Here is a 15,753-nt window from a genome sequence, read left to right on the forward strand (position 1 = left end):
AGAACCTGACCGGCTTTTTTATGGCTATTTACCCAGAGCTTTACAGCAGCTTGCCGGTCCAGATCACACCTGCACTGAGCACGTTGGGCTGGCGATCCGGATTGGCGCGGTCCTGCAGCCATTCCACTCGCAGGCCCAGATGGTCACTGTGTTGCCAATTCCAGCTGATGCTGGTTCGGGTTGGATTATGGCCGTCATTGATCAGTCCGGCTTCTTCACCCAGAGTGGAAACAGCTGCACCACGCAAGCTATTGGTGAGGCTGAGGGTTTCGTAGCGCATTGCCAGCAGGTGTTTGCCAAGCTTCAGTTGCGGTTGCAGCAGCAGGCTGTTGTAGTTGCCATCGACGGTCATGCTTTGGGTTCGGTCGGCATCTTCAACCAGACCATCCAACTGCAGCCTCATGTATTCGGTTTGCAGGCTGACGCGCTGCTGGTGGCCAAAGGTCCAGCCCAGTTCGGCGTATACACCTGCAGCATCACTGTCGCCATTGAAGTAACCATCAAAGGCGCTGCTTGTGCTGCTACTGTGGCTGTGTCCGCTGCCACCGGAGCGGTCGTCCTGACGGTTTTCGGCGGTCGCGGTCAGCGCCCAGCCCTGTAACAGCCAATCGAGATAAAATCCACGTTGGGCATGACGAACAAATACTGCGTGTAAGCCGCCGCTACCGGCAGCCGGATAAGCGCTGCCTTTGTAGCTTTCCAAACCGGCACTGAAGCCTTTGTCGGCGCTGCCTGCAAGCAGGCGGATGCCGGTGTCCTGTACGTGACTGCCAAGCAAGGTATCAAAGCCAAGCGGGCTGAGGCTGAATGGTGAGGTCGATGGGTGCAGGTGATTGTTGGGCGAGAACATCGCGGTCATCAAACCCAGTTCGGCTTGCAACGGGATCTGTTGGTACTGCCACAGCATGCCAGCATAGGCATTTTCCAGTGCGATGTCGGTGCCGCCATGACTGCCGATTTTGATCGCTGCGTAGCTGTGGCCGTTGGTTTGACCTGTGGCCTGGCGCTCTTGCAGATATTCCAGTCGCAGCGACATCTCATCCAGCGAAGTGCCTTGCTCATAAGTGCTGGTATGACCGCCCATCATGGCCCCGGGAATCTGCCAGACACTCTCGTTTTCAATATCTTCGTCCGACTGCTGATTCTGATTACGCCAGCTGGCGGCCAGATTGAGCGATACCGAGAAGCCTTGCTTCTCTGGCAGGCTACTATGGGCCTGTGCTGTGCTGCTGGTGCCAATGAGACCCAGGTTTAACAGGGGGAGGCAAAGCAGCGGCAGGCGCATAAATTGTTGGGACCATAAGCTCGAGCCTGTTTTAGGCTTGGATTGATACGGCACGGCAGTACTCACATGCTGATCCGCTGACATTGTTCAGGCTCTCCGGGGTGTTGAGGTTGTGCTCGGGCGTGTCCGTGCTCGTCTGGCCATGGGTTGGCATAACGGGGATTGGTAATGAAACGGTCGTCCGTCAGGCTGCACAGGAACGTCATCAGGTCGTTGGTTTCAGCTTCTGTGATTTCGAAACCGGTAATCCGCACGTCCTTGATTCCGGCATCTTTATACTGCTCTGTGCCGGGGGCTGGCTGAGTACCACCTTGGGCGTATATGGCGATCACCTGCTTGAGTGTTGCTATTGAGCCATCGTGCATATAAGGCGCGGTCAGGGCGATATTTCTGAGGCTTGGTGTACGGAACAGACCCAGGTCTTCCGGTATGCCGGTGGCTTCGTGGCGGCCGGTATTCGGGTAGGTGTAGCTGCCAACGGCTGCGTTGTTATGGAAACCTTGCTGGCGCTTGCCGCCAACCACACTGATGTGGGAATCGGTGAGGAAATGATTGGCACTGTGGCACTGCGAACATTGCAGCTTCTCGCTGCTGAACAGTGCCAGTCCGCGTTTAGCGGCTGGGCTGAGCGCCTGTTGATTGCCTTGCAGGTACTGGTCCCATGGCGAGTCAAATGAGGTCATGCCGCGCACAAATGCTGCCAGCGAAGGAATCACATGATTGATGTAATTCCAGTCCCGTTGTTCGTTGGGGAAGGCTTGTTCGAGTAATGCCTGATAGCTCGGGTCGCCGGTCAGGGTTGCCAGAATGGCCTGCTGGTTGTGTTCTTCAATGCCGTGTTCAAACGGATCGTCACCAAACATGGGTACCCGAATCTGGCGTTCCAGTGTAACGGTCACCGGGTTAGCCCAGTTGAGGGTACCAAACCAGGCGGTGTTACCTAACGACTGAGCGTTACGCGGATGGAGCTGGCCATAGGTGCCGACCGGGCGTACGCGACCGTCGGTGAAGCCTTTGTCTTGATGATGGCAACTGGCACAGGCGATATTTCCTTCAGCAGACATGCGGGTGTCGTAGAACAGGTGACGGCCGAGCTGGAAACGGGCTTCGGTGATCGGGTGATGAGACGGGATCAATGGCATGGCAACACCGGCAGGCAGTTGCCATTCAAAATCGCTGACTACAGTGTCGCCTGATGAGGTTGCTGCTGGTTTTTCTGCAACGGACTGTTTCTGATCAGATGACTGAGCAGCCGTGGCACTGGCTTTGTCTGTCTCCTGATCGCTACAGCCTCCCAGCACAGCGACTAGTATCACAAGTCCACAGATGGCCGCCTTGCTGCTGATGATTTGGGTAAATCCGCCGCTTGTGAGGTGTGGTTTCTGCTTGTCAAAGGTGATCGCGTCCATATTTATCAAATTCTCGGTTTATCAAATCCCTGGCTTGTCTTGCGGGGTTTGTTGCGCTTGAGTCGTTTGTTCCAGTGCCAGGTCATAGCTGGCACTGCGGATTCAACGAGGCATCGGCCATCGGGCTATCAGCAACGCCTATTGGGTCGCCGTTGTCATCGGGCCAGGGATCGCTATAGCGCGGATTGCTGATAAAGGTTTGGTCGGTAAGGCTGCAAAGGAAGTTCAGCAGGTCCTGTTTTTCGCTGTCGGTAAGGATGAACCCAGCGCTGAGGTCGCCATCAACGTTGTAGTTGCCGTGTTTACCGCCCTGAGAGTAGGTATCGATGATGTCGAGCAGGGTGGCATGGTTGCCATCGTGAGAGTACGGTGCGGTGAGAGCGATGTTACGCAGGCTCATGGTGCGGAATTGACCTAAGTTGCGCTGTTCGCCCGTCACTTCATACACCCCGCGATTGGGAGCTTCGTAGCTGTAGACCGAGCCGGTGTTGTGGAATAACGAGGTTGGGCTATTCCATTGCCGGTTCATGTGGTTGTCGCTGAGGAAATGATCCGGTAAGTGGCAATGGGTACATTCCAAGCGTTCGCCTGAAAACAACGCAAATCCGCGGCGGGCTGATAAGGACATTGCGCTGCTGTCGCCCTGCAGGTAGCGGTCGAAATCGGAGTCAAATGAGGTAAGCCCGCGTACAAAAGTGGCCAGTGCCGGAATCAGGTGGTCGTCAAAATTCCACTGTGTATTGCTATCGGCATCCGGAAAGGCCGCCGCCAACAGGGTTTGATAGGTGGCGTCGCTGGCGACGTCGGCTTCGATCAATGCGATGTTATCACCAGTGATGCCGTGCTCCGGGATTGGTGTGGTATTGAACAGCGGCCCTCGAATTTGTTTTTCCAGCGTTGTCACGTCGCTGCCTGCCCAGTTGAAGTTGGCGAACCAGCCGGTGTTGGCCAGCGCCATGGCGTTGCGTGGATGGCTGTCGCCCCAGGTACCGGTTGGAAACTGTACGCCATCACTGAAGCCGAGTTCCTGCTTGTGGCAGCTGGCACAGGCAATGTCGTTATTAGCTGACAGCCGGGTGTCGTAGAACAGGTGACGGCCGAGCTGGAATTTTTCTTCCGTCATCGGGTTGTCGTCCGGCACTACCGGCAGGGGGACAGATTCCGGAAGGCCCCAGTCGTAGCTGCTTGCAGAGGCACCTTCGTCATCCAGCGAGGTGCCACTGCTGCCAACGCAAGCCGACAGACCGATACTCGCCAGGATGACGAGTATCGGCTGGATGGTTCTGGACAATCGTTTCATTGCATCCAATCTGCAGGTGTTGTCAGTCATTCAGGGTACTGAAAACAACCTGCTCGATTGGTGTGGTGAAGTCTTCACCCTGAGTGGCGTGTTGCAGACCAAGACGAGCGAAAATTTCTGCACATTCCGGGTCGGTGGTGCCCGACATGCAACCAATGGCACCGCCTTCATCCCGCATTACATTGTTGCCTGCATAAAGAGCGGCGATATCCACAGCGATCTGGCTGCTGTCCGGGTTGAAATCGGTCAGCTCAACGTCGGACAGGTTCGGGTTGTCACACAGGTTGTCGGTCGGTGCTGCGCTGCGGTTATTAACACCATCGTATTCTTCCGCGTTGCTACAGCCGGTGGCACCAAGGTGTACTGTCCAGCCGTCGTAGGTTGAGTCATTGGCTTCGCTGTATACGCCATCCATCGCCAGATCCATGCGCAGGTAGCGGTAACCTACCAGCCAGTTCCAGGCCATGGATACTTCGCGGGATAACACGCCAGCGCTTTGTAGTTCGGCGTGGTTCAGTTCGGCAGGCAGACCAAGTTCGTATTTAAGGCCGGTGTATTCCGTGCCTTCGACATGCTCGTAGCTGCCGGTGACGTGGTTCCATATGGCTCGCGTATCGCCGTCGCCACCACAGGCACTGGTGATGTCTCGGAAGTCGACCAAAGCGACCCCTTGTTCCTGGCTAACCAGGGTTTCATCCAGTGTGACAGTTACTTCTGTGCCGCTGCTGGTCACTAGTCGAACGTCGTTGATGTAGAACGCCATATAGGCAATGCCTGCATCGGTGTTGTTGGTGCCAACGGCGGTTAGGGTGGTATCACACACGCTATCGGTAATGTCGACATTTGGCGTAACTGTACTGTTGATGGCGCGGAAGTCGAGATCAAGCGCTCGGGTTTCGGTGCTGGCGCTGTCGGTGGAAGAATCACTGCCACAACTGGCCAGCAGGATGCTGGAGGTCATTACTGCCAGTGGCAAAGCCGACTTTTGAAACAGGGTCATGGTCCTTTTTTCCTTGTTATTTCCGTATCGAATCGGAGGTGGGTTTGTCATTCAATGCTGGTGATGAGCGTCAGCGGCGGTGATGCCTGCTTCACGAGTCTGGATGCGTACTTCGACGGGGAACTCGTTTTGGCCTTCAAAATTCAGCCAAAGCTCAAACCTGTTGCCATCCTGAAGCTGCTGTTCGAGGCCAATCAGCATCAAGTGAATACCCATGCCTGGACGCATCTTAAGGGTCTCTCCGGCAGCGATGGTCAGCTGCTCAAGAGCGCGCATCTTCATGATGCCGTCGGCCATCGACATGGTGTGAATCTCTACTGTATCGGCCATATGAGTGCGTACAGACTTCAGTAGCAGCGGGGCGTTGGACTGATTGGTTATGTCGATGTAGGCCGCTCCGGTTTGGGCACCGGGAGGGGTTTCTACAGCAAACGGGTGGGCGATCCGCATGCTGTCGATTTTGTATTCATGGGCTTGGCCAGAGGCGGCAATCATCAAAAATAAAGCTGCTGAAAGGTAACGTACTGCGCTCATGAACCATTGATGCCCTCAATAAATGTACGTGTACTATGCCACGGGTGTCCTGTGGTCAGAATGTGACAAAAGGTCGCAAGATTCTGCTGGAGAAGCGTTACTGATGAACTAGGGTTTAGGAAAGCCTGTATTTTCGGAAACTTTCCTCATGCTGTTACTTAACCAGATTCGCTTTGCCAGCGCTGCATTGCTGGTGGCCGCCATTGTCAGTATCTACCTGACTACGACTCAGTTGGCCGAGCCTCGCCTGCGGGAAGAAGTGCTGAAGCTAAATGAGGCCAAGGTGGAAGCCATGAAATCTGAGGTCGAGTCGGTGCTGTCTTCGGCGGCAACACTGACCCGCACGTTGGCAGCCTTGACGGAATCCTTGCCTGCCCGGCCGCCCATGCTGGAGCGACATCTGGACAGCGTGATAGATCACTATGGCGACAGCACCATCGCTGGTGGTGGTGTCTGGCCGGAGCCGAACAAGCTTGTTGATGGCCAGCAACGGGCGTCATTGTTCTGGGCCCGCACTGGCTCGGGGTTGGAGTTACTCGATGACTACAACGATCCAGCGGGCAATGGTTATCACAATGAGAGCTGGTACACGGTTGGCAAGTCGCTGGCGGCGGGTCAGTGTGCCTGGTCAGAGGTGTATTTTGATATGGCATCCGGTGTCGCCATGACAACCTGTACCGTACCGATCCGTCGTGATGGTGAGTTTTGGGGGGTGGCAACCGTCGATCTGATGCTCGAAGGCATGGATGGTTTGTTGCAGCGGCAAAGAGACAGCAGCGGTGGCTATGCCATTGCTGTGGACCAATTGGGTCGAATCATAGGTATGCCGGGGCTGCGTTCGGAGTCATTGGCGACCAAAATGCTTGATGAAGCAGCGGCTGCTGATTCCTCGCTGCGGCCACTGGTGAGCGTGTTGGGTCAGGGCGAAGGTGATTACAGTTTCGGCAGTGGTGTTGTCGCTGGCGACTCCTCGACTCTGGTGGTCAAGGATTTACCGGAACAGGGTTGGAAAGTCGGCTTGATCATGCCGGACAACCTGGCGTTGGCGGTATTGCATAGTATGTCCAACGCTCTCTATGCCGTATTGATTCCGATGGTGCTGGTATTCGTAGGGGCCTTGTGGTTTGCCGGTCGCAAGATCATCGGTTCGTTGCGGGAAACCACCCGGCAGATTGATGCCTTGTCTGCGGGCCATTCAGCCCAGCAACTTGAAGTGGACTCCAATAATGAAATTGGTGATTTGCGTGCCGCTGTTAACCGTTATGGTGAGCACCTGAAACAGCTGTTGGCTGAGATTGCCCGCGAAGCCACGTCGGTGAAACAGGGGGCAGAAAATTTGCAAAGGGTGAGCAGTACCTTGACGGAACGGGCGCTGCAACAAACCGACGAGAACCAGACGTTGGCATCGGCAATTACCGAAATGTCGGCCAGTGCCAATGATGTGTCTACCAATACCAACGATGCAGCACTGACTGCAGAGAGCGCCAGCCAGCTGGTTCATGATGGTCGCTCTATCGTTGCCCGTAACGCTGATGCCATTGGCGAGTTGGGCGAAGCCTTGTCGAGTGCCTCACAGGTGATCGAACGACTGGCGACCGATACCGACCGCGTTGGCGCAGTGCTGGATGTGATCAAGGCTATTTCTGAACAGACCAACCTGTTGGCCTTGAACGCAGCCATTGAAGCGGCCCGTGCCGGTGAACAGGGGCGGGGTTTTGCGGTGGTTGCGGACGAAGTTCGTACGTTGGCGGGCCGCACCCAGGAATCTGCCAGCGAGATTGAGACCATGATTTCGCAGTTGCAGTCGGCGGCATCGGAAGGGGTCAGTGTGATTTCCGGCAGTCGCGATTTGTCGATGCAATCCATCGAGAGGGCCAACGAAGCGCGTCAGAAATTTGATGATATTGTGAACGCATTTGCGCAGATCAAGGAGCGTACTGGCAACATTGCAACGGTGGCGGGAGAGCAAGCGCGTGTGACGTCAGAGATCGACCGCTTGGCCGATCGTATTCGGGTGATCTCAGAGAAAAACGCCGAGGACGCCTCGACCCTGAATGGAATGAGCAAAACGTCGACCGAGCTGGCGCAGCGACTGCACAAGCTCAGTCAGGGGTAATCCACAAGAGCATCGCTTTGGGCAGATCCAGCCGCTTTATAGCGGGTGGATCAGTTCGAAGGACGGCACAGCCATGTGAGCTGGCTGTTCAGGAATATCACCTTCACGAATCAGCCAACAGGTTTGCATTCCGGCGTCGCGGGCGGCATCCAGTTCGGCTTCGATGTCAGACAGAAACAACACTTCTTCGGCCTCCAGTCCGGCGATATCTTGCTGCAATGCAGCGAGGATATTGCGGTAGGAATCCGCTTGTTGCTTGTGGCCCACCTGAGTGTCGAAGTGGCCGCTGAACAGTGGCAGCAGGTCGCCGTCCTGGCTGTAGCCAAAGAACAGTTGCTGGGCTTTCACCGAGCCGGACGAATACACGTACAGCGCCAGTCCTAGTGCTTTCCACTGCTTCAGACAGCGGGTGGCATCGGCGTACATATGCGCCTGATAGTCACCGTTCTGGTAGCCCTCGGCCCAGATCAGTCCTTGCAGGGCTTTCAATGGCGTGGCCTTGCGGTCTTCGGCAATCCAGTCGAGCAGGGTGTTGATGAGGGCGTCGGTGTCGGCGCTCAGATCATCCAGCGACACTTCGCTGCCGGGCGCTTCGTCCAGCAGCAGCTGAGCGGTGGCCGCCAGTTGCTGTTGTACTTGCTCGTTGTTCTGGTTGGCCCGGACGTAGCCGGACAGGTGTTCGGCTGCGTAAGGAAACAGCACTTCCTTCACAAAGGAAATGGAAGAGGTGGTGCCCTCGACGTCGGTCAGGATTACCTTGATGGTCATGTGTTGGCCTCAGTTTTCCAGACGGTTAAAACGTTCGGCAATGGTGTCGCCGGTGTAGTTGGCGACCCAGCCTTCCGGGTTATTGAACAGGCGGATGGCAATAAAGCCCGGATTCGGGCCCATATCAAACCAGTGCGGGGTGTTGGCCGGTACGGAAATCAGGTCGCCCTGACGGCACAGCACTTCGTAAACCTTGTTTTCAATGTGCAGGCTGAACAGGCCTTCACCGGCCACAAAGAAACGCACTTCGTCTTCGCTGTGGCGATGTTCGCTGAGGAATATCTGGCGCAGCTCGTCTTTCTTCGGGTTGCTGCTATCCAGGCTGACAACGTCGACAGTCTGGTAGCCTTCTTCGTTAATCAGGCGATCGATGTCGCTCTGGTAAGCAGCAATCACATCTTCTTGCGGGGCACCGGGCGCCAGTTCGGCTTCGGTCTGCCACTTTTCAAAACGCACACCCACTTCGTTGAGCTTTTCGGCGATGCGGCTGTGTTCATCACTGGCAAACAGCAATTGGGTGGTATCACGTTGCGGATAGATTTTCAGGCTGCTCATGGTGTCTTGCTCTCCAAAATCCATATCAACAGAGTTTTGGCCGGACTGACGGTAGCGCAGAGGACGAAGCTTTTGATGGCGGGTGCGGAAGTCCTTGCGGGAAAGGCTCTGACGCATGATGAATCTGGGCTTCGGTGGTGTTTTCATAATGTCCTCTGGCTCGGTTGCGGTGCCATCACATGGGGTTCGGCACATGGGCTGTGCCTTGTTGATTCTGTTTTCCAGCGGCTGTTTGCCACCGGGTTGACCTGACAGCTCAGGCCAGTGCCATTCGTTTCAGTTCCAGCTGGTAGCCAAACAGGTGCTCAAGGGCTTCCAGATGACGGAAACATTCCGCCAGATCACGGCCCCAGGTGTAAACCCCGTGGCCACGAATCAGGTAGGCATGACCTTGCTGGTGCTGATGCATGTGTTGCTCAACCAGACCAGACAGGCGTTCGATATCCTGATCGTTGTCGAATACCGGAATTTCCATGCGGCATTCGTGGCTGGTTTGGCCTGCAAAGGCTTTTAGCAACTCCCAGCCTTCCAGTACCAGAACGTCGTCCTTGATGATGTGCGACAGCACCACTGCGTTGTGGCTGTGAGTGTGCAGCACCGCGCCAATGCTGGCATCGCGTTCGTACAACTGGGTGTGCAACAGGGTTTCTGCGCTGGGCTTGCCTGCAGTGTGTGGCTGGCCTTGCCAGTCGACCACCAGAATCTGCTCGGGAGTCAACTCGCCTTTGTGCTTGCCGGAGCTGGTCAGCGCACAGCACTGCTCGTTCAGACGAACCGAATAGTTGGAGCTGGTGGCAGGCGACCAGTCGCGGTCGTACAGCAGTTTGCCGTAGTGGCAGAGGTCTTCGGCGGCTTGCTGAAACACAGATGCTTCGAATTCGATCATGACAACTCCGGATCAGCCGCGATTGAACAGTTCGGCCATGGCTTCGGTGGTCGGGTTACGAACGATGCCTTTTTCGGTGACGATGGCGTCAATCAGCTCCGCTGGTGTCACGTCGAACGACGGGTTGATGGCGTTGCAGCCCTCGGGCGCAATTTGTTTGCCCTGAATGCTGGTCACTTCTTCCATTGGGCGCTGTTCGATAGGAATCAGATCGCCGGAGGCCAGTTCCATATCGAAGGTGGTGGTTGGTGCGACCACCATGAACTTCATGCCATGGTGTTTGGCGTTCACCGCCAGGCTGTAGGTACCAATCTTGTTGGCAACGTCGCCGTTGGCGGTGATGCGGTCGGCACCAACGATCACCCATTCTGGCTTTTCAGCACGGAACAGCTGTGCCGCGGCGCCATCGCACACCAGGGATACCGGAATGTCATCCTGCATCAGTTCCCAGGCAGTCAGTCGCGCACCCTGCAGCCATGGGCGGGTTTCACCGGCGTAAACGTGCTGGATCTTGCCGTCGGCAAAGGCGGAACGAATCACTCCCAGTGCGGTACCGTGGCCACCGGTGGCCAGCGCGCCGGTGTTGCAGTGGGTATACACCTGCACACCGTCGGAAATCAGGCTGGCACCAAACTGCCCCATGGTGTGGTTGGCCTGGATGTCTTCTTCATGAATCTTGCGGGCTTCGGCCAGCAGGGTTTGGCCGTCGGTGGTGTTTAACGACGCCATACGCTCCAACGCCCAGAACAGGTTCACCGCGGTTGGGCGGGATTCCGCCAGCACTTTGTAAGCCGCTTCCAGATCACGACCTGCTAACGCATCCAGCGCATAACCGTAGGCAGCACTGATACCAATGGCTGGTGCGCCACGAACCACCATATCGCGGATGGCATCGGCGGTTTCAGTCGCGGTTTTGCATTCAATCATGCTGTGTTCGTGAGGCAGCACACGCTGGTCAAGCAGGAACAAGGACTGCTGACGCCATTCAATGGCTACAACCTGGGACTGGGAAGATTGGGACATGGCGGCGGGTTTCCGAAGCAGTGAACGAAAAAATAAACGACAAAAGTATAGCTACAGCGACGCCGGCAAACAGGCATCAGAAAGGGCGGCATTCTAACGCGAAATAGCGGGAGTGTCGTTAATGTTGCTGTGCGGGCCGCGCAGGCTTGGGTGTCGGTGTAGGAGTGAATCGGGACGCGTAGTCTTATTCACGAAGTGTTGATCGCGAATGAATTCGCTCCTACGGTCTCGCCAGACGCCAGACGCCAGACGCCAGACGCCAGACGCCAGACGCCAGATCCGCACCCGGCCGGGCCAGACGCCTTACAAAATAGTCGGGTTTTCCGCTCCGGGGTAAACCACTTCGGGGTCGAATACCTTGCTGTCTTCGTTGAAGGTCAGTGTGTCGGCGGCTTGCTGTTGCAATGGCTGTTTGCTGCTGCCAACCGGCACGTCGCGATAGAAACAGGAATGATAGCCAACGTGGCAGCTGGCGCCATTGCCAGCGACGCGTACCTTGATCCAGACGGCGTCCTGGTCGTCATCAATGCGCATTTGTTCGACTTTTTGTACCAGACCGCTGGTGGCGCCCTTGTGCCACAGCAACTGTCGGGAACGGCTCCAGTAGTGGGCCTCGCCGGTGGCGATGGTGAGCTTCAGGGCTTCTTCGTTCATGTATCCGAGCATTAGTACATCGCCGCTGTCGGCTTCGGTGGTGATACACGAAATCAGTCCGTTGGCGTCGAATTTGGGAGCCAGTTGGTTGCTTTCTTCCACCTGTTCGATGCTGGTTCGAGGAGCGAAGTGAATATTTTCTGCCGGATTTTGAGATGTTGACTGTTGTGATGTTTTGGTTGGTTTACTGCTCATTGAGCGGACTCCGGTAAACAGGTTTCGGTAAATTGGATCGGACGGGCGTTCGGGCGGGTTTGCAGGGTTTCGTCCTGCACCACAATGTGGCCACGCACAATGGTGTGAATTGGCCAGCCCTGCACGGTTTTGCCGTCGTATGGGGTCCAACCACTGACGCTGGCTATCCAGTCATTCTGGATGGTCCGCTGAGCGTTCATGTCGACAATGCTGAAGTCGGCATCGTAGCCCACGGCAATGCGGCCTTTGCCTGCCAGTCCGAACACCCGTGCGGGACCGGCGCTGGTGAGGTCGACCAGCCGCTCAAGCGTCAGTCGCTGGTTGTTCACATGGTCCAGCATGGTGGGCAGCAAGGTTTGCACGCCGGTCATGCCACTGGGCGAAGCTGGATAGGTTTGCTGTTTTTCGCGCAAGGTGTGAGGCGCGTGATCACTACCGATCACATCGACTACGCCATTGTTGATGCCTTGCCACAGTGCTTGCTGGTGGCGGGCATCGCGAACCGGTGGATTCATTTGCGCCAACGTGCCCAGTTGCTCGTAGCAGTCAGGGGCTTGCAGAGTCAAATGGTGGGGGGTGGTTTCCACCGTCACCAGCCGCTTGTGATGGGCTAACCAGGCCATTTCTTCTGCGGTCGATACGTGCAACAGGTGCAAACGACGGCCTTCCTGTTCGGCCATGGTGACCACTTTTCGAGTGGCCAGCAGGGCGCTGTCAACATCGCGCCATACCGGGTGCTGGCGCACGTCGTTGCTGGTGGTGACGATTTCCTTACGCTGGTTAAGGCGCGCTTCGTCTTCGGCGTGGACAGCCATTCGACGGTGACCGTTGCGCAGTAGCTGCCGCAGGACATCGTCGTCATCGGTGAGCAAATCGCCAAAAGAGCTGCCCATAAACACCTTGATGCCAGCACAGCCGGGTAACTGTTCCAGCATCAGGGTCTCGTTGCGGTTGGCGGCCGAGCCACCCATGTAAAATGCGAAGTCACACCAGCTGCGTTCGGCGGCGATGTCGAGTTTGGCCTTGAGGTCGGCTCCGGTCAGTGTCAGCGGGTTGGTGTTGGGCATTTCAAAGAAGCCGGTCACACCGCCTAACACAGCACCACGGGAGCCTGCTTCGATGGTTTCCTTGTGCTCCATACCCGGTTCGCGGAAGTGCACCTGGCTGTCTATTACGCCCGGCAGAACGTGCAACCCTGAGAGGTTGAGCGTTCGATCGGCGGTCCACTGGCCCAGATATCCGATGGCGATAATTTTGCCATCGCGGCAGGCAACATCGCTGATCTGACGACCATTCGGTGTCACCAGGGTGCCATTGCGCAGTAGCAGGTCGGCATGTTGATTGGTCGTCATTGTTCTGTGGCTCCGGTGTTTGCAGGTTGTCGGAGGCTACGTATCAGTTGCTGCCGGCGATATTCCGAGCCGGTGTAGTCCGGGCTGGTGGCCATTTCCTGTAGAAATTCGATGGCATCGGCAATGGGGTAGTTGCCGAGCTGATCGCCCTTGCGGTCACGAATGGTGATGGTGCCGTTAGCAACTTCCTGTTTGCCCGCCACCAACAGGTAAGGCACCCGTTGCAGGGTTTGCTGGCGCACCTTGTAGCCGATTTTTTCGTTGCGGGTGTCGGCGCTGGCGCGAATGCCGCTCAGATTCAGCAGCTCACCGAGCTGTTGAACGTAGTCGCTCTGGTCGTCGGTGATCGACATGACAGCAGCCTGAATTGGCGCCAACCACATGGGCAGTTTGCCACTGTGATGCTCCAGCAAAATGCCGGTAAAGCGCTCCAGTGATCCAAACAGTGCCCGGTGCAGCATCACCGGACGTTCCCGTTCACCGGCTTCGTTGATGTAGGCAATATCGAAGCGTTCCGGCAGGTTCATATCGACCTGCAGGGTGCCACACTGCCAGTCGCGGCCAATGGCGTCGCGCAGTACGAACTCCAGTTTGGGGCCGTAAAACGCGCCTTCGCCGGGGTTGATCTGGTAGTCCATGCCCTGCTGGGCAAGGGCATCGACAAGGGATTGTTCGAGCAGATCCCAGGTGGCGTCATCACCAATGCGATTGTCCGGTCGGGTCGAGAGTTTGATGCGAATGTCGTCAAAACCGAACTGGCGATAGATATCCAGCGTCAGTGCGATCACGGTCTGGCATTCGGCGTTGAGCTGCTGCGGTGTGCAGTAGATGTGCGCGTCGTCCTGAGTGAAATGCCGTACTCGCAACAGGCCATGCAGGGCACCGGATGGTTCATAGCGATGTACCTTGCCGAATTCGCCCATGCGGATCGGCAGGTCGCGATAGCTTTTCAGACCGTGGCGGAACAGCAGCACACTGCCGGGGCAGTTCATTGGCTTCAGCGCCATGTTGCGGCCATCTTCGGTTTCGCTGGCAAACATATGGTCGCGGTAGTTTTGCCAGTGGCCGGAAATTTCCCACAGACCACGATCCATCATGTCCGGCGTGTTCACTTCGATGTAACCGGCCTGATGCTGACGGCGGCGCATGTAGTCGATCAGCTGCTGGAACAGGGTCCAGCCTTTCGGATGCCAGAACACCGAGCCGGGGGCATCTTCCTGAAAGTGAAACAGGTCCTGTTCCTTGCCAATGCGACGATGATCGCGCTTTTCGGCTTCTTCCAGCATGTGCAGATGATCTTTCAATTGCTGCTTGCTGGCCCAGGCAGTGCCATAAATCCGCTGCAATTGTTCGTTGTTGGCATCACCACGCCAGTAAGCACCTGAAACACCGGTTAGCTTGAAATGCTTCAGAAAACGGGTGTTGGGCACATGGGGGCCACGACACATGTCGAGGTATTCCTGATGAAAATACAGGCCGAGCTCGTCGGCGCTGTCGGCAGCGGCCGGAATGTCTTCGATCAGCTTGAGCTTGTATTGCTCGTTGCGCTGGCTGAACAGCTCAATGGCCTCAGCGCGTGGGGTCATGCGTTTGATGACATCGTAGTTGCTGTTGATCAGCTCTTTCATGCGCTGCTCGATGGCGCTGATGTCTTCCGGTGTAAAGGTACGATCGAATGCAATGTCGTAATAGAAGCCGTTTCGAATCACCGGGCCAATGACCATTTGCGCGGCCGGAAACAACTGCTTCAGGGCATGGCCGAGCAAGTGGGCGCAAGAGTGGCGAATGATGTCGATGCCGTCATCGTCAGTTGCCTTTACCAGCGTGACGGTTGGCGCCTGTTCGTTGTTGTCGGTACTGCCAATGATCGGGTCACACAGGTCCTGCAGTTCTCCGTTGACGCGTCCGGCAACCACTTGTTTGGCAAACTGCGGGCTGATCCGGTTAGCAACGTCGAGCAGCGTTGGAGGCTGTTCAAATTGCAGTTGTTTGCCATCCGGCAGTTTGACCGCGTATGACGCAGCGGCCTGGACGGGGGATTCAATCTCGCTCATGACTTAAAACTCATTCTGGATGTGCTTGTAGCCAGCCACCAGATCGTTGTTGGTGCGTGCTACGTCTTCAGAAAACTCGCTGGCATCGGCAGACACGCGCGGCAGGCTGTCGAGATTGGTCTGGGCATCAATGCGAGCGGTGGATGGCACGTAAAAGCCTTCCGGCAATTCGCAGCCGTCGACCACGGCGTTGTAGCGAATCACGCAACCATCGTTGATATGGCAGTTGAACAGCACGCTATTGAAACCGATAAATACGCGATCCTTCACGACGCAAGGGCCATGCACGATGGCGCGGTGGGCAATGGAGGTATGCTGGCCAATGTGGACTTCGGCACCGGATTTGGAGTGGATCACCACGCCATCCTGAATATTGGAATGGGCACCAATCACGATGGGTTCGATGCCACCGTCGGCGTTGCGCTCATCGGCTCGAATAACGGCATAGGGGCCAATAAATACGTTTTCTTCAACAATGACGCGGCCACAAAGGATGGCGGTTGGGTCGACGAAAGCAGTCGGGTGAACAATGGGCAGGTCGCCCTGAGGATTTTTACGAATCATGGTTTTGGCTCAATCACGGTATGTCACTGGTTAGGCAGGGGGCAGATTGCTTGAGTGG

Annotated in this window: 14 protein-coding genes; 1 reads left to right on the plus strand and 13 read right to left on the minus strand. The window is 56.4% G+C overall.

What is annotated here, in order from left to right:
* Nucleotides 1-40 precede the first annotated feature (40 nt).
* The 5 genes from ACXADJ_RS01320 to ACXADJ_RS01340 form a co-directional block, all read right to left on the minus strand.
* A complete protein-coding gene (locus ACXADJ_RS01320) occupies nt 41-1,285 on the minus strand; it encodes a hypothetical protein (RefSeq protein WP_475062204.1) in 1,245 nt (414 codons plus the stop codon).
* 62 nt (nt 1,286-1,347) lie between these two features.
* Nucleotides 1,348-2,694, minus strand: coding sequence for an MbnH family di-heme enzyme (locus ACXADJ_RS01325; RefSeq protein WP_475062206.1), 1,347 nt, complete (start codon nt 2,692-2,694; stop codon nt 1,348-1,350).
* Between the two features lie 82 nt (nt 2,695-2,776).
* A complete protein-coding gene (locus tag ACXADJ_RS01330; protein ID WP_475062208.1) occupies nt 2,777-3,994 on the minus strand; it encodes a cytochrome c peroxidase in 1,218 nt (405 codons plus the stop codon).
* A gap of 22 nt (nt 3,995-4,016) precedes the next feature.
* Entirely contained in the window at nt 4,017-4,994 is a 978-nt protein-coding gene (locus tag ACXADJ_RS01335) for an MbnP family copper-binding protein (RefSeq protein WP_475062210.1), read from the minus strand.
* A gap of 51 nt (nt 4,995-5,045) precedes the next feature.
* Nucleotides 5,046-5,489 carry a copper chaperone PCu(A)C gene (locus ACXADJ_RS01340; protein WP_475068090.1) on the minus strand — a complete coding sequence of 148 codons (444 nt, stop codon included), beginning with the start codon at nt 5,487-5,489 and terminating at the stop codon, nt 5,046-5,048.
* Between the two features lie 187 nt (nt 5,490-5,676).
* Between ACXADJ_RS01340 and ACXADJ_RS01345 the strand changes: the two genes are divergently transcribed.
* Nucleotides 5,677-7,644 carry a methyl-accepting chemotaxis protein gene (locus tag ACXADJ_RS01345; protein WP_475062212.1) on the plus strand — a complete coding sequence of 656 codons (1,968 nt, stop codon included), beginning with the start codon at nt 5,677-5,679 and terminating at the stop codon, nt 7,642-7,644.
* Between the two features lie 36 nt (nt 7,645-7,680).
* Here ACXADJ_RS01345 and mtnC read toward each other — a convergent pair whose 3' ends face one another.
* The 8 genes from mtnC to ACXADJ_RS01385 form a co-directional block, all read right to left on the minus strand.
* Nucleotides 7,681-8,412 carry an acireductone synthase gene (mtnC, locus tag ACXADJ_RS01350; RefSeq protein WP_475062214.1) on the minus strand — a complete coding sequence of 244 codons (732 nt, stop codon included), beginning with the start codon at nt 8,410-8,412 and terminating at the stop codon, nt 7,681-7,683.
* A gap of 9 nt (nt 8,413-8,421) precedes the next feature.
* The gene (locus ACXADJ_RS01355) at nt 8,422-8,967 is read right to left on the minus strand and encodes a 1,2-dihydroxy-3-keto-5-methylthiopentene dioxygenase (protein ID WP_475068093.1); all 546 of its coding nucleotides are present in this window, start codon (nt 8,965-8,967) and stop codon (nt 8,422-8,424) included.
* Nucleotides 8,968-9,223: 256 nt separating this feature from the next.
* Nucleotides 9,224-9,853 carry a methylthioribulose 1-phosphate dehydratase gene (locus tag ACXADJ_RS01360; RefSeq protein ID WP_475062218.1) on the minus strand — a complete coding sequence of 210 codons (630 nt, stop codon included), beginning with the start codon at nt 9,851-9,853 and terminating at the stop codon, nt 9,224-9,226.
* A 12-nt stretch (nt 9,854-9,865) separates the two neighbouring features.
* Nucleotides 9,866-10,876, minus strand: coding sequence for an S-methyl-5-thioribose-1-phosphate isomerase (mtnA, locus tag ACXADJ_RS01365; RefSeq protein ID WP_475062220.1), 1,011 nt, complete (start codon nt 10,874-10,876; stop codon nt 9,866-9,868).
* 303 nt (nt 10,877-11,179) lie between these two features.
* Entirely contained in the window at nt 11,180-11,725 is a 546-nt protein-coding gene (gene hisI, locus ACXADJ_RS01370) for a phosphoribosyl-AMP cyclohydrolase (RefSeq protein ID WP_475062222.1), read from the minus strand.
* Nucleotides 11,722-13,077: a dihydroorotase gene (locus tag ACXADJ_RS01375; protein WP_475062227.1), complete on the minus strand. Its 1,356-nt coding sequence runs from the start codon at nt 13,075-13,077 to the stop codon at nt 11,722-11,724. The genes hisI and ACXADJ_RS01375 overlap by 4 nt, the downstream gene beginning before the upstream one ends.
* Nucleotides 13,074-15,131, minus strand: coding sequence for a threonine--tRNA ligase (gene thrS, locus ACXADJ_RS01380; protein WP_475062229.1), 2,058 nt, complete (start codon nt 15,129-15,131; stop codon nt 13,074-13,076). The genes ACXADJ_RS01375 and thrS overlap by 4 nt, the downstream gene beginning before the upstream one ends.
* 3 nt (nt 15,132-15,134) lie before the next feature.
* Nucleotides 15,135-15,695 carry a gamma carbonic anhydrase family protein gene (locus ACXADJ_RS01385; protein WP_475062231.1) on the minus strand — a complete coding sequence of 187 codons (561 nt, stop codon included), beginning with the start codon at nt 15,693-15,695 and terminating at the stop codon, nt 15,135-15,137.
* Nucleotides 15,696-15,753 lie beyond the last annotated feature (58 nt).

This window comes from Oceanobacter sp. ABM4_470, from assembly GCF_056158645.1.